The following is an 18,816-nucleotide window of genomic DNA, read 5'->3' as shown; positions in this document are numbered from 1 at the left end:
GGGTGTTGGACTAACGGACGGGCGAAGGCAGGCACGGCGGGTGGCAGGCTGCTGAGGGGCGGCCCGGCTGGACAAGAGCGCGCCCGGGAACCGTACGGCGCCTACCACTCACCCGCCCTCCCCCACCGGCAACACCGCCCGCACCTCCCACCCGCCCTCCGGCGCGGGGCCCGCGGTCAGCCGGCCGCCCATCGCCTCGGCCCGTTCCGTCAGGCCGGCCAGGCCGAAGCCGCCGCCGTGGGCCTGTTCGGTCAGGCGGGCGGGGTGTTTGCCGTCGTCGGTGATGCGCAGTTCGAGGGCGTCGGGTATGGCGCGGACGCCCACGCGTACGGCGGTGGCGTCCGCGGCGTGTTTGCGGACGTTGGTGAGGGCTTCGCGGACGATGCGGAAGACGGCTGCCGCGACCTCGGCGGGGACCGTCTCGTCGAGGCCCTTGTCGATGTGCAGGGCGACCGGCGGGCCGGTGCGCGTGTAGGTCTCGGCGAGGGTGCGTACCTCGGCGAGTCCGGCGAGCGGCCGGTTGCGCGCGGCGCCCTCGCGCAGCACCCGCACCAGGCGGCGCATCGCGCTCAGCGCCTCGCCGCCGGAGGTCTCGATCCGTTCGAAGGCGGCGTCGGCCTGCGGCCCGCTGAGCGCGGTGAAGCGGGCGGCGCGGGCCTGGACGACGATGCCGGTGACATGGTGGGCCACCAAGTCGTGGAGTTCACGGGCGAGTTCCAGGCGTTCGGCGGAGCGTACGGCGGCGAGGTCCCGCGTCCGCTGGGCGTCCTGCCAGCGCAGGATCATCGAATACGCGCTGACGACGACGGTGAGTACGCCGTAGACGACGGTCCACGGGCCCAGCCGGATGTCGCGCATGGGGGCGAGGACGCAGGCCAGGCCGAGCATGGGGCCGAGGACGGCGGCGATGCGGCCGGGGGCGCGGTGCACCACGCCGGTGAGCAGGACCAGCAGGGCGATGCCTTCGCCCAGGCCCCACACCTCCAGGGCGTGCTGTCCGGCGATCAGGATGACCGAGCCGGCCAGGGAGACGGAGGCGGCGGTCCAGGCGCGGATTTTCAGGGGGACGCGCGCGTACGGTACGGCGCACAGGCAGACGACGACGGCGGTGGCGACGACCGTCGCGTGCGGGCGGGTGGGCTGGCGGGCGAGCGCGACGGTCTCGAAGCCGACGAGGAAGAGCAGCACCGCGGCCAGGGCGACCTTGGCGGCGGTGGCCTTGCGCGGATGGGCGCGTGCCCACCCGGACATCGGGCTCACGGCCCGCCCGTGCCGCTCGCGGCGAGCCCGCTCTCCCAGGCCCAGGCGGCGATCTCGACCCGGTTGCGGGCGTCGAGTTTGGCCTGGACGTTGGCGAGGTGGGTCTTGACGGTGGACAGCGAGACGTGGAGTTCGGCGGCGATCTCGGCGTTGGTCCGGCCGCGGGCGAGGGCCCGTACGACGTCCTGTTCGCGGTCGGTCAGCGGCTCGGTGGGGTGGCGGGCGCCGCCGCCGGGCGCCGTGGGGGCCAGTTCGCGCAGCAGCCGTACGGTGATGGCGGGCGAGATCAGGGCGTCGCCGACGGCGGCGGCGCGTACGGCCTCGACGAGCATGGCGGGGCTGGCGTCCTTCAGCAGGAAGCCGGAGGCGCCGCCGTGCAGCGCGGCGTGCACATATGCGTCGAGGTCGAAGGTGGTGACGATGACGATGCGCGGGGTGTGCTCGTCCTCGGGGCGCTCGGCGAGCCGGCGGGTGACCTCCAGGCCGTCGACCTTGGGCATGCGGATGTCGAGGAGCAGCACGTCGGGGCGGAGCCGGTCCACCGCGGACAGGGCCGCCGCGCCGTCCACCACGTCGGCGAGGACCTCGATGTCCGGCTGACTCTCCAGGATCATCCGGAATCCCGTCCGGACCATCTCCTGGTCGTCAGCGATGACCACACTGATCGTCATGTGTCCCTCGCCCTGTCCGTGCGCCGTGCGCCGCGTACCCGGCGGCACACCGGGCCGCGTCCGCCGCTTTCCATCTGACTTGCGGTGATCGCGCCCCGCAACCGCTGGGCGGCGCCGGTGTGGGGTGGGCGGCGTACGCGGCGGCGGGCACGGCCCGGAGGTGGGGGCCGTGGCCGTCGGCGAGCAGCCAGGTGACGGCCCCGGCGGAGGCGGCGAGCAGCAGGACGGCGAGGACGGTCGCGCGGCGGTCGCCGGGGCGTCCGGAACCGGGTTCCGGGGGCCGGGGCATGTGGCGGGGCCGGGGTTCGGTGGTCACGTGGCCCACGCTAGGGAGGGTGCGTACGGGCGGGTATCGGCTGTCCGGTCATCCGTGGCGCCCGCGCACCCGGCCGAAAGGACGAGCCGGGGTCCCGGCGGTCCGGGGCGAAGGTCCCGGGCGGGCGGCAGTCCGAGCAGGCGCCGGCCCCCCCGAGCGGGCGAAGACGCGACCGCGCCCCGGAAACCGTACGGTCTCCGGGGCGCGGTGCGCGCGCTGCCGCCGGCCGGGTCAGCCGGCCAGCCCGTCGGCCGCCTTCTTGATGTCCGCTGCGAAGGTGCTCACCTCGGTGTAGACGCCGGGCTTGCCGGGCCGGGCGCAGCCCTCGCCCCAGCTGACGATGCCGACCTGGAGCCACTGGCCGGCCTCGTCCTTGCGGAACATCGGGCCGCCGGAGTCGCCCTGGCAGGTGTCGATGCCGCCGGTGTCGAGCTTGCCGGCGCAGATCTCCTCGCCGGGGGTGAGCTGGTCGCCGTACGCCTTCTTGCAGGTGGCGTCGTCGACGAAGGGCACCTTGGCCTTGAGGAGGTAGCGCTGCTGGTCGCCGCCTTCCTTGTCGGCGCCCCAGCCGGCTATGTCGAACTCACCGTTGGTGAGCTTGTCGTCCGTGGCGATCTTCAGGGTCGGCAGGTCGATGGGCTTGGCGAGCTTGATCAGCGCCCAGTCCTTGCCCTTGCCGTTGTAGCCGGGGGCCTGGAGGACCTCTGTGGACTTGACGCTGACGGCCTGGGAGTCCTGGAGGTCGACCACGCCGGCGGTGGCGGTGATGTCGGTGTTGGGGCCGCTGCCGTTCACGCAGTGGGCGGCGGTCAGCACGATGTCCTTCGCGTACAGGGCGCCGCCGCAGCCCATCGACAGGCGGACCATGAAGGGGAATTCGCCCTGGCTCGCCTTGGTGCCACCGACGATCTTCGTGTGCACGGAGCCGGGCTCCGGGGTGGGGGCGGCGGCGGTGGCGGCCGCGGGCTGGAGGCTGGCGGCAGCCAGGGCGACGGCGCCGACGGCGGTGACTCTGCGCAGGTGCTTCAGGTAGCTCTGCAACGGGCTTCCTTTCGTGGGGGGTTTGCACGCGATGTCAGGCCCATGCCAAACGCGAGAACCGGAAAGGACCGCCGAAAATCATGCGCGGAGAACGGCAGCACGCCACAAGGCGTCCGGACCCAGTGGGGGGGGGTGAGCCCGCAAAGCGCCCTTGGATTATGTGGAGTCGGCGATCACAGTGGCAAGGGTGTACATCCGGCCAACTCCTGTTCTACCCACGACGCGTACACCCCATACCGGGCGTTCCCGGCGAGCCGTACAGTGGACGGGTGGCGGCGACGGGGAGTCCGGGCGGTTCCGACGGCGAGATCGTGCACGGCTATCCGCACCTGGACACGGTGCGCGCGGCCGTCACCGCGCTCTACAAACGCCTCTCGTACGACACCGTGCGCACCTTCGGCGCCAGCGTGCTGCCCGCCGAAGTCGCCTTCGACGACGAGGAGGAGCTGTACGCGGGCGCGCAGCGGGTGGCCCGCGCCATGGTGCGGCACCTGCGGCTCCCCGACGCGCGGGTGATCGTCGCGTTCCGCGACATGCGCCTGGCGGCCAGCGTCGAACTCGCCGCGGGCCCCGAGTACTTCGTCGAGCTGAACGCGCGCTTCAAGACCCACCGCCGCGACATCGGCGCCGCTCTGGCCCACGAGGTGATGCACGTCTACCTGCACCGCCTGGACCTGTCCTTCCCCGGCACCCGCGCCAACGAGATCCTCACCGACACCGCCACCGCCTATCTGGGCGCGGGCTGGCTGCTGCTGGACGCCTACCGCGAGCACGGCCCGTTCTCGCAGAAGCTGGGCTATCTGACGCCGGAGGAGTTCGGTTACGTCCTGGCCAAGCGGGCACTGCTGTTCGGCGAGGACCCGGCGCCGTGGTTCACCAGCCCGCAGGCGTACGACGCCTACACCAAGGGCCTGGCGCTGGCCCGCCGGGACGGGCGGCAGCCGCCGCTGGCCGCGGCCGGCTGGTCGGGCCGCCGCCGCTACGCCAGGGACCGGCGCGCGGCCCAGGACCCGCGGCGCGCCGGCCGGCCCGGTGGCCCCGCGCCGGCTGGCGGCTACACCTTCGAGGGGCGCGCCCCGCTGCGGGTGTCGTTCCCCTGCCCGACCTGCCACCAGCGCATCCGCGTCCCGGTGCGCGGCCGGCTGCGGGCCCGCTGCGCGCTGTGCCGTACGGAACTGGACTGCGACACCTAGCGGGCCCGCGCCGGTCCGGTCGCGAACGCCTCAGCCGTGGCAGGTGACCTTGACGGGCCCCACGCCGTGGTGGGCGCGGTCCCGGCCGGGACCGTGGTCGATGCCGCGGTCCAGCAGCTTCACGGCGATCTTGCCCTGGCGGACCTCGAAGGTGCCGCCCGGCTGCCAGCTGCCGCGGTGTCCGGCCTGGTCGACGGTGAAGCTACCGTACTTGGAGTCCCGGTTGAAGGCGTCGGTGAGCACGTGGTACGTGGTCGGGTGACCGTTCACATCGGGCTCGCTGGGGCCTTCCGGCACATAGACCGAGATCTGGCAGGAGCGGGACTCCGGGCCCGGCGCGAACCACCACATCACCCGGCCCTTGGCGTCCTTGTTGGCGTCGCCGGACATCGGTACGGAGGTGAACTGGCCGCTGCAGCCGCCCTCGCGGGTGCTGCCGCCGGTGAGGCCGTACCAGCCCTTGCCGCCGTCGTTGTAGGCGCCCTGCTCCTGGTAGCCGCCGCCGGGCGGGGTCGGGCAGCCGGGGCCCGCGAGGCCCGTGTAGGTCACCTTGGCGTTGGCGCCGGCGACCCGCGGAGGGTCGGAAGGCTTCTTGGCGTCGGGGCTCGGGGTGTCCTTCTTCTCCGGCTCCTTGGGGGAGCTGGCGGGCGGGCCCGCCTTGCCGCCCGGTGCCGGGGCGCCGGGTGTGGGCGATGCCGGACCGGCGGACTTGCCGGGCTTGACGGCGGGTGCCGGAGCCCCCGTCTTCGTAGGCTGCGGCTGCTTGGCGGCCGCGACGGCCTGTTCCTGGCCGTCGCCGAAGCGCACCTGGGAGGCGCCGAGGGTGGCCAGCGCCACCGCGCCGACGCCGACACCGGCCAGCACGGGCAGGCCCAGCGCCGTCTTCCACACCCGCCGGCCGGGCGCCAGGCCGCGCTTGGGCGTGCGCGCCCCCTTGGCGAAGGTCTCGGCGAAACCGGACCGGGACGGGCCGTCCGGTCCGGTGTTCTTGTTCGGCTGTGACAACGGAAGTTCCTCCTGGGAGTGGTCGGGGGCGGCGGGTCAGGCCGGGCGGACGGGCCCGCCCGGTCCTGCCGGGTCGGTCTCCGGTACGTCCAGTTCGGGCACGTCCAGCTGGGACAGCGTCCGCAGGTCCGCCTCGGACGGCGCGTCGTTCTCCGCGACGCGGTACGCCTGGCGTTCGGTCATCGCCTGGAACGTCTGCCGGGCGGAGCGCCCGTTGCCGAACCGGCCGTCCCGGGGGACGTGGTCGAAGTAGCCGGCGAGCGTGGCGCGCGCCGCGTCGGTCAGTTCGTACTGGTGGGCCGCCGCGTGCTGTTCCACGATGCGCACCAGGTCCTCGGTGTCGTAGTCCTCGAACAGCAGCGTGCGGTTGAAGCGGGAGGCGAGGCCGGGGTTGGAGTCGATGAAGTGCTCCATCTCCGTCGGGTAGCCGGCGACGATGACCACGACCGCGTCGCGGTGGTCCTCCATCAGCTTCACGAGGGTGGCGATGGCCTCCTGCGCGAAGTCGTTGCCGCCCGAGGAGTGCGCGGGCGCCAGGGAATACGCCTCGTCGATGAACAGCACGCCGCCCATGGCCTCCATGAAGACCCGCTGGGTCTTCGGGCCGGTGTGGCCGACGTACTCGCCGACCAGCGCGGAGCGGTCGGCCTCGACGAGGTGGCCGCGCTCCAGCAGGCCGACGGCGGCCAGGATGCGCCCGTAGAGCCGGGCGACGGTGGTCTTGCCGGTGCCGGGGTTGCCCGCGAAGACCAGGTGGCGGCTGAGCGGCGGCGCCGCGAGCCCGGCGGCCTCGCGGCGCTGGACCATGCGCATCAGCTTCACGAGCGAGGCCACGTCCTGCTTGACCCGGTCCAGGCCGATCAACTGGTGGAGTTCGCCGAGGAGTTCGTCGAGGTCTTCCTCGGTGGGCGGGGCCGTCGTGGTGGTGTCCCCGCCCGCGCTGCCGGTGGCCGGGGTGCCGCCGGGCGCCGCCGTGGCGGTGGCGGCGGCCGGTACGGGCGCCATCGGTGCGGGCCAGTGCGCGTCCTTGACCTGCCAGGAGACGCAGTCGCGCACCTCCGGCTCGGCGCCGTCCCCGGTGCTCAGGTCGGCGTCGGCGTCCTGGACGCGGATGCGGGTCAGTACGGGGGTGGCCGCCTCGCCCAGGTGGACGGCGGGGTAGCCGGGTCCGGTGATCTCGCAGTCCTCGAAGACTCCGGCGCCCTTGGCGTCCACGATCAGGCCGTTCTTGCCGGGGCGGACGACGCGTACCCCGCTGGCGTGCGGGGCGGCGCCGGCCGCCACCACCATCCCGGACCCGGCCGCCTCGGTGATCTCCACGTCCCGGGCCCGTACGGTGGCGCCGTCCTGGACCACCAGCCCGGCGGTCCCGGCGCGCAGCACCCGGCCGCCGTCGAGTTCCGCCTCGCCGCCGGGGCCGAAGCTGAACCCGGCGCGCTCGGCGTCGGTGACCGTGCAGCCGGCCAGCCGGACCGGGCCGCCGGAACCGGCGACGACGCCGTTGCGGCAGCGCGTGACGGACAGTTCGGCAGCATCGGCGCCCGCGGCGCCGGACAGGTCGAGGCCGGACATGCCGCAGTCGGTGAGGTGCACCTCGGACAGCGTGAGGCGGCTGTCGGCGACGGCGTGCAGGCCGTGTTCGGGGGTCCGGCCCGCGCGCAGCCGGGTCAGCGTCACCTCGGCGGTGCCCCCGGCGTGCACGGCGCTGAACCGGCAGTCGGTCACCTCGCCGTCGGTGATCCGCACGGCCGCGGAGCCGGTGGCCAGCAGGCCGTTGGCGGCCGAGTCGCGTACGGTCGTGCCGCGCGCCTCCAGGCGGGCCGTGCCGTGGGCGGTCAGGGCGGCCGAAGCGGTCCGTACGATCCGGGTGTCGGCCAGCCGCACCCGGGCCCGCTCCCCCGCCGTGGCGCCGGAGCCGCCGCCGTCGCGCAGCACGCAGCCCGCCAGTACGGCATCGCCCGACCCGGCGACGTGCAGTGCGTCGGCGCCCGCGCCGGTCAGCTCGCAGCCGTACAGCAGCAGTCCGCCCCGGGCCTCCGCCGGTGCCGCGATGTCCGCCGCCTCGTACGGGTCGTCGTCCCGCGGTACGGGCGAGGAGTCCAGCACCCGAACCGCCTCGCCGCCGCAGTCCCGTACCCGGCAGTCCACGAGCAGGGCCGCCGACCCGTCCTCGAACAGCAGGCCACTGCGGCCCGCGCCGTCGATCAGGCAGTCCCGCAGCACGACGCGCGCGTTCTCGCGGACCCGTACGCCCGACCCGGTGGCGCCCCTGATCCGGCTGCCGGTCATCTCCAGCCGGGAGTCGCCGCCCACCACGACACCGGTGCCCTGGGCGCCTTCCAGCACGCAGTCCGTCAGCCGGACCGCACCGGTGGTACGGATCAGCGCGCCGGCCAGCGCGGCGCCCGTCAGGCGGGCGCCGGTCATGGTGAGCGCGGCGTCGCGCAGCACTTCGAGGCGACCGCATGCGGTACCGCCGCCGTGCCAGTGCGTGGCGCCGCCGGACAGCAGCACGGCGGGCCGGTCCGCCGCGCCGCCCCGTACGGTCACCCCGTCCAGCGTCAGCCGGGCACCGGGCAGGACTTCGAGGGCGGGTGCGGTGTCGGGGGCGGTCAGGGTGACCTGGCCGCCGTCCGCGGCGCGCAGGGTCACGTCCCGGTCGACGCGCAGCGCTTCCCGGTACGTCCCGGCCGCGACCCGCACTTCGCCGCCCGGCGCGGCGGCCGCCAGGGCCGCGGCCAGTGCGCCGGGGCTGCCCGGGGTCACATGGACGGTGGCGCCCTGGTGGCCGGTGGCGTCCGCAGCCGCCTGGTGGGTGGTCATCGGACGCCTCCCATGGGCGTGTCGGTGTCGGCGGCCCGGCCCTTGCCCTTGCGCGGGCGCTTGGTGTGGGCGTCGCCGCCCGGTCCGTCCGCGGCGTCGTGGCCACGCTTGCCGCCCGCGGCCGGGGCCGGGTCGTCGGCCACGGACCAGTGGCCGCCGTCCGGGTAGCGCACGGTGTCCGGGTCGGGCGTCCAGACGATCTCCACCGGGGGCGGCAGCCGCTTCTTCCCCGGCTTCGCGGGGGCGACGGTGGTCATGCTGCCGTCGGCGAAGGTGATGTGCAGCTCGCGGCCCAGGGCGTTGGCGTAGTACTGGAGCGCGAGATCCTCGGCCGTGTTCCTGGCGGGCCGGTCCGCGGAGCCGCCCAGGCCGTCGGGGAGGAAGTTCTCGCGGCGCAGCCGTCCGGTGGTCAGGGCGATGGACAGTTCCCGGCCGTTGGTCCCGTGCGCGACCGCGTCGTCGACCACGGCCTCGACACGGGTCTTGCTGACGGTGCCCCGGTATTCCAGCTGGGCCCGCACACCGCGCAGGAGGTCTTCCGCCGCGGGCAGGCCCAGCCTGCCGGGTGCGTTCTCGAAGGCGTGGAAGAGCGAGGTCGGCGGCGACGGGTGCGAGAGGTACACGATGGCGTAGTCGAGCTGCGCCAGGAACCGCGACGGGGCCTCGTTGTGGGCATAGGCGTGGGTGATGAGCCGCAGGTCCTCCTGGCGGATGCCGGCCCGTATCGTCGGGTCGCCGGGCAGCCCGGCGGACACGTTGAGGCCCAGCGGGTTGGCGTCCGTGCCCAGCCTGTCGCCCAGCCGCGCGGCGATCTCATGGGGGCGCTCCTGGTCCGGGCTCATGACCGGCCGCAGTGGGTGATCGCGGTCCGCCTCCTCCGGGGACAGCTTGAAGCGCTCCTCACGGATGTCCTTCAGCTCCAGCCCGCGCTTGGCGTCCTTGCTCTCGACCAGCCGCTCCACGTTCCCCAGCCCGGCGTGGTCCTGGAGCAGCTTCCCGCTCTTGCCGAAGAGCCCGGCCATGATCCGGGAGAGGTCGGTGGGGATGGCCGCCTTCTCGAACTCGGCGACGAAGGCGACACCGCGGTCGGGCAGGGTGTGGTTGCCCGCGGCGATCTGCCGCTGCGCCTCGCGGTCGGTGATGCCGTCGTCCACCCGCTTGAGCCAGTCGTCCTCGCTCTCGCCCGCCAGCCGTGGGAAGTCGTCCCTGGTCAGGCGCGGCAGGGTGGTGTCCAGTTCCCAGGCGTTGAAGGTGTTGAGCGCCAGGCTCAGATGCTGGTACTCGGCGCCGGCGTCGCCGAACCGCAGCGGCAGCCAGCCGTGCACCCCGGGCATGGTGTCCACCAACGTCGCGGTGGCGTCCACGAACAGGTTGGGCTCGGGCGCGTACGGCAGCAGCGGGTGGCCGCCGGCGATGCCGGTGCGGGCATCCATGTCCGCACCGATCCGCCGGTTGAAGGTGTTCCGGTTCTCCGGGGTGACCCGCAGTTCGCCGGGTGCGAGCGGGGTCGCCCGGGCCTTGCCCTTGCCCTTCGCCTCGGCGTCGGCCAGGTGCTGGTCGGTCTTGACCAGCAGCGGGTCGGGCAGGCCGTTGCCGGGCGGCTCGGGCACCCGGTAGCCGCCGGTCATCATCAGCGGGCGCAGCGGCTCCGCCGACGACGGCTCCCCCGCCCGCTCGACGCCGCGGATCTCGAACTTCTTGTCGAAGTAGTCGAAGACGTGCCGCCCGCTGGGCACGGTGTGCTCGAAGGTGTCGAAGTCCATGAAGGCGAAGTACGGGTGGGTGGCCCCGGCGCCGTCGACGCCGCCGGCCGTCATCGCGTGCACCATCGACCGGCTGGCCGGGCTGGTCATGACGGTGTTGCGGACGGTGCCGAACGGGAACGAGCCGCCGCGCCAGCCGACGCCGACGACGGCGATCGGGAAGTCGGCCCGCACGCCGTCCAGGGCGCCGCGCACCGCTGCGTTGATCCGGTCCATCTCGCCCGCCGGGCCGTTGACGCCGATGACCACGCCGAACCGCCCCCGGTAGCCGTCCGGCAGACCGGCGGTGGCCGCCCGCAGGAAGGCGTCGAGCTGTCCGCCGCCGATCTCGTCGTACTTGACGACGGCGTTGACGATGTAGGAGACCGGACGCCGCTCGCGGAGGCTGTCACGCAGGTTGCCCAGGTAGTCCCCGCCGGTCAGCGGCCGCTGGTCGAGCCCGTGCAGGTCCCGGAAGGCGGTGTTGCCGCGGATGTCGCCCGGCGTGGTGCCGCGGGTGAGGGCGTTGTCCCACCGCAGGCCGGGCATCGCGTGGTTGCCGCCCTGGCCCGAGGGCCCCGGCTGTACGTCGGTCATCTCGACGTCGTGCGACGCGGGGCGCGGGGACGGCGCGCCGCCGAGCGGCCCGACGTACTCGCCGGCCTGTGCGCGGTCGACGGCGATCGCGTGGTTGGCGTCGTCGATCTGCTGCTGTACGGCGTGCGGGTCCATGCCCAGCTCGCCGAGCCGTGCCTCGGCGTCGGCGAACTCGGCGCGCTTGGCGCGCAGTTCGTCCAGCGCGCCGAGGGCGCTGTCGGACAGCTTGGACGGGCCGGGCTGGTCCGCCTTGGGTACGAGCCGGTCCGCCGTGTCCTGGGCACGTCCCAGGTCGGACGACGCCCGCTGGTACTGCTCCCACGCGTCCAGCCGTGCCTGTGCCTCCGGCCCGCTCGTACCGCCGGTGACGATGTCGTGCCGGGCCTGGCCGCGGGCGGCCAGGCCGGTCCCGGGCTCGAAGCCGAGCCGTCCGGGCGGAGGCGTCGGGGTGAGAGAGGAGGCGGGCGGCGCGGGCACCTCGTCGCCCAGGTGCCAGTGCCCCGGGTGCGGGCCGCCGTGGTCCGGGACCCAGGTCAGGTACAGCGTCGGGCCCGGCTTGCGGGCGTCGACGCCGACCGTGTGGGTGGAGCCGTCCGCGCCCCTGATCTCCAGGGGGCGGTTGAACGCCTTGGCGTAGCGCTCCAGCATGATCTGCTCGATCGGGCCGATGTCCGTCACGTCCGGGCCGAGGCGTCCGGTGACCAGGCCGACGGACAGCGCGCGGCCGTCGAGGCCCCGGGCGTACACGTCGTGGAAGAGGTCGGTGAGGCCGTTCTTGCCCATCTGCCGCTGTACCTGCGTCAGGAGCGTCTGGGCGTCCGGGATCGCGCCGGGCACGGGCCGCGCGCCCTTCGGGCCGGTGCCCGCGGGCGGCTCCGGGAGGGCGCGCAGCAGCGAGTCGTGCGGCAGGCCGCCCGTGGGCAGGACCTCGGCGAGGACGTAGTTCTGCAGCCGCTTGTACGCCAGTTCCTCGGGGGCGGTGGCCACCGCGTGGCTGATGAACCGCTTGTCGGCGGGGACGATGCCCACCACGAGCCCGTCCGGCCTGCCCGGTACGCGGAGGGAGATGTTCAGGCCGAGGGTGTTGTGGTCGGCGCCCAGCCCGGCGCCCAGCCGCTCGACGGTGGCACGGGGGTGCTCGTTGAGCTCCGGACGCCGCCCGTCGATGCCGATGGGCTTGAGCGGATCGTCCTTGAAGCCCTGCTCCGGGGAGTTCCCCCTCGTCAGCTCCTCGCGGATGTCCTTGAACTTCGTGTCGTCCTTGGCGCGCGACAGGCTCGGGTCCAGGTCAAAGTTGTCCCGGGCGAAGACGTGCTCCACCACGTTCTTCGGGGTCAGGTGCTCCTGCGGCATGTTGCCGACGCCGCCGGCCTTGCCGTGCTTGTAGTAGCCCGACATCAGACGCGAGAGGTCGGTGGGGACGGCACCGTCGACGAAGTCGGCCAGGAACGCGGTGCCCCGGTCGGGCAGCACGGAGTTGGCGGCGGCGATCTCCCGCGCGACCGCGTTGCCCGGGACGTCCGGCAGGGTCTGGTCCAGTTCCCAGGCGTTGAAGTAATTGAGCCGCTCCCGCAGCCCCTTGTACTCACCGGTGCCGCCGCCGAACCGGACCGGCCTCCAGACGCCCTCGGCCAGCCGCACGTCGTCCACCATGGTGATGGCCGCGTCCACGAAGAGGTTCGGCTCGGGCCCGTACGGCAGCAGCCCGTGGAAGCCGGCCATCTTGGCGCGGATGCGCATGTCGGAGTCGACGACGGACGCGAACTTGTCCACCAGCTGCTGGGTGAAGACCATGCCCTCGGGCGTCTCGCCGCGGGTCTTGGTCGCCCGGACCAGGTCCACGGCCGAGCGGTCCACCTCGACGCCGTCGACGATCACCGTCTCGCCGGTCTTCGCGGGCACCCGGTAGCCGCCGGTCATCACCAGCGGGCGCAGCGGCGGGGTGTCGGGCACGTCCGGCACCGCCGCCGAGTCGTCGGCCGCCTTTCCCCCGGCACCCGTGTCGTCGGGAAGCTTCTTGGCCCAGTCGTCCACGGCCCCGCCCGGGCCCAGGTTCAGCTCCCGGTCGAAGTGGTCGAAGACGTGCCGGCCGCTGGGGACGGTGTGCTCGTACACGTCGAAGTCCATGAAGGCCCAGTACGGGTGGCTGGGGCCAGCGGCCCCGCCGCCGTGCATCATCGAGTGCGCCATCGACCGGGCCGCGGGGCTGGTCATGGTGAGGTTGCGGATGGTGCCGTACGGGAAGTTCTCGCCGTAGAAGGTGGTGGCCACCATCGCCAGCGGGTGGTCGAAGTGCACCGAGCCCAGGGCCTCGTCCATCGCGCGGTGGATGGCCGCGAGGTCCTCGGCCTTGCCGTTGACGCCGATCACCACGCCGAGGCGGCCGTCGTAGCCGTCCAGGCCGCGGGTGATGGAGTCGAGGAAGTCCTGGAGCTTGCCGCCGCCGATCTCGCGGTACGAGACGATGGTGTTGACCACGTAGGCCAGAGGGCGGCCCTCCCCCGTGCTCTTCCGCATCCAGTCCAGGTAGCCGTCGGCGGTGAGCGGCTGGTGGCCCGCGTACGGCAGGTCGCGGAAGGACTGGTTGACCATGGTGCGACCGGCCCCGTGGGTGCCCGGTTCGGGCCACAGGGCGTGCGGCGCCTCCGGGGCGGGGGACCAGTCGTGCGGTCCGACCGGCAGCGGCTCGCCGGAGTGCGGGGCGGGCGCGCCGCCGAGCGGCCCGACGTACTCGCCGTGCTGCGCGCGGTCGATCGCGATCGCGGTGTTCGCGTCGTCGATCTGCCGCCGGATGTCGTGCGGGTCCATGCCCAGATCGCCGAGCCGCGCTTCCGCGTCGGCGAACTCGGCGCGCTTGGCACCCAGGTCGTCCAGCGCGTCGACGGCCGCTGCGGACGGCTTGGACGGGCCCGGCCGGTCCGCCTTCGGTACGAGGCGGTCCACCTTCTCCTGGGCGCGGCCCAAGTCGTACGACGCCTGCTGGTACTTCTCCCAGGCGTCGAGCCGCGTCTCGGCCTCCGGGCCGCTCGTACCCCCGGTGACGATGTCGTCCCGTGCCTGGTCGCGGGCGCCCCGCCCGGTGCCGGGACCGAAGTCGAGCCGGTTCTCCGGCGTCGGACGCTGCGGGACGGGGCTGCTCGGTACGGGCTCGGGCTCGGCGATGTCGGCCTTGCCCTTGCCCTTGTCGACCGCCGGCGCGGGCTGCGGCTCCGCCACGCCGGTCTTCGCCTTGCCCGCATCGGCGGACGGGACCGCCTGCGTCTCCGGCTGAGCGTGCGGGACCGGCTGCGGCCGGGGGCCACCGTGCTCGCCGAAGATTCCGCCGGTGAGGGCGTTGACCTGGTTACGGGTGCGCTGGGCGTCGATGCCCAGCTCGTCCAGGCGTACCTCGGCCTGGGCGACCTCGGTGCGCTTGACGCCCAGTTCGTCCAGGGCCTCGGTCAGGGCGGGCGAGGGCTCGCCCTGGGCGGCGCCCGGCGGCGGGGTCAGCTCGTCCACCTTGCGCTCGGCCTTCCCCAGCTCCGACACCGCGTGCTCGTACCGGGCCCAGGCGTTGAGCTTCGCCCCGGCCTCGGGGCCGGTCGAGCCGCCGAGGATCAGGTCGTTGCGGGCGCGCAGGCGCTGGTTCATGGCAGCCGCGCCGGAGAAGCCGCCGAAGCGGTTGGCCGGGGGCGCGGTGACCGGCCCGGTTTCCTTGGGGCCCGGCGCCGGGGTGGGCGCCTCGGTCTTCGGCGCGGGGGCGGGAACCGGTGTGGGCGCGGGTTCGGTGCCCTTGACGATGGCCGGTACGGCGGCGTCCTCCGCCTTCGTCGGGCCGCCGCCCGGGTGGGCGATCAAGTCGAGGGCGCTGTGGTCGGCGGCACCGGACGCGCCCGCGCCGTCCAGGTCGGGACGGGCCGACACGCCGGAGGGGCCGGCGTCGGCGGTGGCGCTGTGGCCGGTGGCGCTCTGGCCGGTGGACGGGACCGGCTTGCGGTCGCCGGTGTCCAGCAGGCTCATCGCCAAGTCGTGTTCGTTTACGGCCGGTTGAGGCACAGCCTTGGCCGTGGTGACGGTGCCGGACGTCTTGGTGTTGACCGTGACATCCGGGGTCTTGATACCGCCGGGCACGGCGTCCGGGCCCTTCGCCCGCAACGGGCCGGGAAGATCGCCGGTCGCGCCGACACCCGTGGGCCGGATCGTTTCCGCACCACCGGGCACACCCGGCATGCCCTGCGTGCCGGGCAGCCCCTGGGCGCCGGGCAAATGCTGCGCACCCGCCGGGTTCGGCACCCCCGCCACGGCCTGTACGCCCGTCAGGTCCGTACGGGCAGGGCCGCCGGGCACCGTGTTCGCCAGGTCCTGCGCGGTGAACGTACGCGGCGGCGCCTCGCCGATGCGGACGCTGATGCCGTCCCCGTGGAAGCCGGTGACCGTCACATCGCCGTTGGCGAGCGCGTTCAGCTCGGGGAACGTCATGTCCTCCAGGGCCTCGCCGTACCCGATGGCGCCGCGGGCCATCGAGTGGCCGTCGCCGATGTCGTGGACGAAGCCGCCGTCGAAGGAGGCCTCGGGGACACGGACGGCGGGCGCGTCGGTGGCCACGTGCCCGAGCCCGGACGAGCCGTGGGCGTCCTTGAGCAGGTCGATGGCGGTGTCCCCGGACAGCAGCAGGTTGCTGTCCATGCGGACGTGACCGGCCTGGAAGTCCGTCTGGTGGAGGAGCCGGGTGGCGCCGGGGTTGTGGACGTCCGGCACGGTCAGCCCGCTGGTGTGGGTGGTCGTGCCGGGCATCTCGGGCATGGTGATCAGCCCGGGCCGGTCGAGGTGCAGGCCGGTGTGCGAGAAGGAACCGTTCGGCACGGTGATGCCGTGCGGGACGTTCCCGCCGATGTGCGCGACGGTCCCCTTCGGCGTGAGGTGGGTGAGGTTCCCCAGGTTGCCGGGGAAGGAGAAGTGCAGGCTCCCGGGGTTGAACGACCCCGGACCGCCCGTCATCAGGTTGGTGAAGTTGAGGTTGAAGTTCCCCACCCCGACCGGCCGGAACGCGCCGAGCCCGTCCGGGGTGAACGCCTTGATCCCGGTCGGTGTGACGGCTCCGGTGAAGCCGCCGAGGCCGCCGGGCCTCACCGGCGCGACGGGCGTCATGTGCACCCCGGAGAAGGAGCTGCCGTGCCAGCCACCGGGCGTGAAGTGCAGGCTCGACAGGTCCACGAAGGTGCCCGGCACGAAGTGCACGCCGGTTCCGCCAACCGGCCGGAACGCCCCCACCGCGCCGTTCACGTGGATGGTGCCGACGCCGTGGACCGTCGCGTCCCAGCGGCCCGCGTTGGCCAGCAGCTGTTGCAGTTCCGGCTGCGGGATGCCCAGCACCCGTTCGGCGAAGGCGAGCCGCGCGGCGCCGCCGAGGCCCAGGACGCCGAGTTCGGTGAAGTCCAGGGGCAGCACGGTGGCGATGCCGGCCCGTCCGAGCCGCCCGAAGTTGACCTGGAGGTACGCGCCGACCTTGGCCCAGTCGCCGGTGACGTTCTTGGTGACGTTCACCCAGTCCTTGACGACGGTGCCCGCCAGCGAGTCCCAGCCGCCCTTGGCCAGGTTCCCCAGCCCCTTGACGCCGTTGACGATGTTCAGGCCGGAGCCCGCGTGGAGGGCCAGGACGATGGGCGCCACCACGACCTTCGGCATGTTGTACAGCGAGGAGAAGTGGCCGATCTGCCCACTGATGCCCTTGCCGATGTCGGCGATGCCCTTGAGGCCGTTCTTCAGGACGCTGCCCAGGCCCTTGACGATGGAGGCGACCGGCAGGGCCTTGGTGGTGGGGAAGAGCACGCCGAGGAACGCGAGCCCGAGCTGGAGGCCGCTGGCCTTGCCCTGGGTGAAGTCGACGATGGTCTTGATGAGCAGGACGGCGTTCATGCCCCAGGCGAGGATCGCGAGGACGCCGCCGGTGAAGATGGCGATGACCGACAGGACGATGGTCAGCCACTCGAAGGCTTCCCAGAACAGGTCGCAGTCGCTGACCGGCTGGACCATCAGCGACCCGGCCGAGGTCAGCGCCTTGTCCAGGGCGCCGGCCGCGCTGCTGAGCGCGCTCTTGGCCTCGTCGGCCCGGTCCTTGTAGGTCTCCCGCTGCGGGTCGTCGTCGGCGAGGCCCTGGATGGCGGTCAGCGCCGCGTCGGCGTCGCTCTGCGCGTCGGTGACGGCGGTGGCGTACTTGCGCAGCGCCGCCTCGGCCTGGTGGAAGGACTCCTCGACATGGCCGACGAAGTTGTGCAGGTGGCCGTCGACCATGTCGCGCAGCTGGTCGGCGGTCTTGCCGATGAAGCGCTGACCGTCGCCGGCGGTCTGCTGAAGGGCCTTCAGGCCCTGGTTGATGGTGCCCGCGTTGGTGGCGAGGTCGCGCATCGCGTCGGCGATGGTGGTGATGGCCGCGGCGTCACCCGGGGTCGGGTCGCCGTCGAGGCCGAGAGCACCCCAGTCTCCGGGACGCGTAGCCAAGCCTGTTCCTCTCCCACGGTGGTTCCGTTCACAGGTGCCCCGGCCGGCGCGTCAGGCGCAGCGGCAACAGAAGACACCACACCTACGTTTACGTATCTGCGGCCCGATCGGTTCATCGTGTGAACGACATCACTTCGCCCCGCTTCCCCGGTGCCGGGGTGAACCGATCGGCTTCGAGTTGCGTTTGACCAGTGGAGACGGAAAGTGATCTCCGAGCGCGCGAAGGGTGTGACCGTGTCCGACATAGCCGTTGACTACGAGCTGCTCAACGATGTCGCGCAGAAGGCCGGCAAGCTCAAGGAAGAGGTCAAGCAGGCCCGCGAGAGCAAGCAGGAGTACTCCGTCGACGAGGTCGGCAGCCGGACGGCGGTCGCGGCGATCCGCAAGTACTACTCGACGTGGAAGGGCTCCTTCAAGCGCTCCGAGGAGAAGCTGGAAAAGCTCAAGAACCTCTACGACGGCGTGGCGAAGAAGTGGGCCGACTGGGACTTCGACCTGGCCAACAAGGCGGCCAAGCAGAGCGCCCAGATCTCCTCCGACCTGTGGAAGGCCCGCGACAAGGAGTGGAACGCCTGGCACGAGGCGGTCGAGCAGGCCAAGAAGGAACACCCGGACATCGACCCGTCCCTGCTGCCCAAGGAGCCCGAGAAGCCCGGTGAGCGCCCCCATGAGTGGACCACCGACGACGGGCACGGCAACAAGACCACCACGACGTACGAGTACGGGCCGGACGGCGAGCCGACGAAGATCACCACGACGATGGAGACCAGGACCGGTCTGAAGTCGACCGACACCACGAACTACCACCCCGACGGTACCTACGACTCGAAGTCGACGGACGTCTTCGGCAACGTCACGAACACCACCGGCACCTCGTCGACGACCGAGACGACGGAGCACAAGACCACCACGGACGACTTCACGAGCAAGACGAAGGACACCGAGGGCAACGAGAGCACCACGACCGGCACGACCACTTCGGTCACCGACCAGAAGACCGGTCACCGGGACACCAAGACCACGTACACCACCGTCGGTCCCGACGAGGACGGCAACGAGCAGACGGTGAAAGGTACGACCCACTCCTCCGTCGACCTCAACGGCCACGAGGTGACCACCACCATCGAGGTCAAGGAGGACGGCAGCGGCACCAAGACCGTGGTGACCGACGGCAAGACGGAGGAGTGGACGAGCGACGACGCCAAGGGGGACACCGGCTGGAAGCCGAAGAAGTCCGACGACTGACGGCCCCTCCCCCCGGCCCGGCGCACCCGGACCCCGTCCGGACGTTCCACCCATCCCCCCATCGATCCAGGGAGACAGCACCATGCCCGCAGGCAACATCAACATCGACTACAACGAGATCCAGCGCGTCTCCGGCGTGATGAACCAGGCCGTCAACGACATCAACCCGCTGCTGATCAGCACCAAGACCACCGTCGAGGGCCTGCTCGACAACGGCATGTTCATGCAGCAGAGCAGCCCGGCGCTGAAGGAGTCGTACACCAACCTCACCGCGTCGCTGCAGAAGGCCGTGGAGAGCATCAACTCCTTCGCCAACCAGTTCAACCAGATCAAGAACAACATCGAGAAGATGGACGCGGACATCGCGGCCGGCACCAAGAAGGCCGGCTGACCCCGGCCGTACGACACGACGGTGCCCCGCCACCGGACGCCAGGTCCGGTGGCGG

Annotated in this window: 9 protein-coding genes; 3 read left to right on the top strand and 6 right to left on the bottom strand. The window is 72.8% G+C overall.

Annotation, left to right across the window (positions count from 1 at the left end; translation table 11 throughout):
- Window positions 1–108: 108 nt before the first annotated feature.
- The 3 genes from CP984_RS30870 to CP984_RS30860 form a co-directional block, all read right to left on the bottom strand.
- Window positions 109–1,251, bottom strand: coding sequence for a sensor histidine kinase (locus CP984_RS30870; protein WP_003986572.1), 1,143 nt, complete (start codon window positions 1,249–1,251; stop codon window positions 109–111).
- A 5-nt stretch (window positions 1,252–1,256) separates the two neighbouring features.
- Entirely contained in the window at window positions 1,257–1,931 is a 675-nt protein-coding gene (locus CP984_RS30865) for a response regulator (protein WP_003986573.1), read from the bottom strand.
- Between the two features lie 547 nt (window positions 1,932–2,478).
- Window positions 2,479–3,288, bottom strand: coding sequence for a S1 family peptidase (locus CP984_RS30860; protein ID WP_003986574.1), 810 nt, complete (start codon window positions 3,286–3,288; stop codon window positions 2,479–2,481).
- Window positions 3,289–3,557: 269 nt separating this feature from the next.
- Here CP984_RS30860 and CP984_RS30855 point away from each other — a divergent pair, with 269 nt between their 5' ends.
- The gene (locus CP984_RS30855; RefSeq protein WP_030184380.1) at window positions 3,558–4,481 is read left to right on the top strand and encodes a hypothetical protein; all 924 of its coding nucleotides are present in this window, start codon (window positions 3,558–3,560) and stop codon (window positions 4,479–4,481) included.
- A 30-nt stretch (window positions 4,482–4,511) separates the two neighbouring features.
- Here CP984_RS30855 and CP984_RS30850 read toward each other — a convergent pair whose 3' ends face one another.
- Genes CP984_RS30850 through CP984_RS30840 form a run of 3 tightly spaced genes read right to left on the bottom strand, consistent with a single transcriptional unit; the run spans window position 4,512 to window position 17,125 of the window.
- Window positions 4,512–5,486 carry a hypothetical protein gene (locus CP984_RS30850; protein WP_003985485.1) on the bottom strand — a complete coding sequence of 325 codons (975 nt, stop codon included), beginning with the start codon at window positions 5,484–5,486 and terminating at the stop codon, window positions 4,512–4,514.
- Between the two features lie 36 nt (window positions 5,487–5,522).
- Entirely contained in the window at window positions 5,523–8,309 is a 2,787-nt protein-coding gene (locus CP984_RS30845) for a right-handed parallel beta-helix repeat-containing protein (protein ID WP_003985484.1), read from the bottom strand.
- Complete coding sequence (locus CP984_RS30840) at window positions 8,306–17,125, bottom strand: putative T7SS-secreted protein (protein WP_003985483.1); 8,820 nt, start codon at window positions 17,123–17,125, stop codon at window positions 8,306–8,308. Before CP984_RS30840 ends, CP984_RS30845 begins: the two co-directional genes overlap by 4 nt.
- Window positions 17,126–17,359: 234 nt before the next feature.
- Between CP984_RS30840 and CP984_RS30835 the strand changes: the two genes are divergently transcribed.
- Together CP984_RS30835 and CP984_RS30830 are read left to right on the top strand one after the other, a co-directional pair.
- Window positions 17,360–18,370 (top strand): hypothetical protein, encoded by a 1,011-nt coding sequence (locus CP984_RS30835; RefSeq protein ID WP_030184388.1) that lies wholly within the window; start codon window positions 17,360–17,362, stop codon window positions 18,368–18,370.
- 82 nt (window positions 18,371–18,452) lie between these two features.
- Window positions 18,453–18,761: a hypothetical protein gene (locus CP984_RS30830; RefSeq protein WP_003985481.1), complete on the top strand. Its 309-nt coding sequence runs from the start codon at window positions 18,453–18,455 to the stop codon at window positions 18,759–18,761.
- Window positions 18,762–18,816 lie beyond the last annotated feature (55 nt).

The sequence above is a fragment of the Streptomyces rimosus genome (assembly GCF_008704655.1).
GTDB classification, from domain to species: Bacteria; Actinomycetota; Actinomycetes; order Streptomycetales; family Streptomycetaceae; genus Streptomyces; species Streptomyces rimosus.
The sequence above is the reverse complement of the archived record's forward strand: the minus strand, read 5'-3'. Positions and strand labels throughout refer to the sequence as shown.

Coding starts and splice junctions, on each gene's coding strand:
- CP984_RS30870 (WP_003986572.1), bottom strand. CDS start 1,251: ATGTCCGGGTGGGCACGCGCCCATCCGCGCAAGGCCACCGCCGCCAAG.
- CP984_RS30865 (WP_003986573.1), bottom strand. CDS start 1,931: ATGACGATCAGTGTGGTCATCGCTGACGACCAGGAGATGGTCCGGACG.
- CP984_RS30845 (WP_003985484.1), bottom strand. CDS start 8,309: ATGACCACCCACCAGGCGGCTGCGGACGCCACCGGCCACCAGGGCGCC.
- CP984_RS30830 (WP_003985481.1), top strand. CDS start 18,453: ATGCCCGCAGGCAACATCAACATCGACTACAACGAGATCCAGCGCGTC.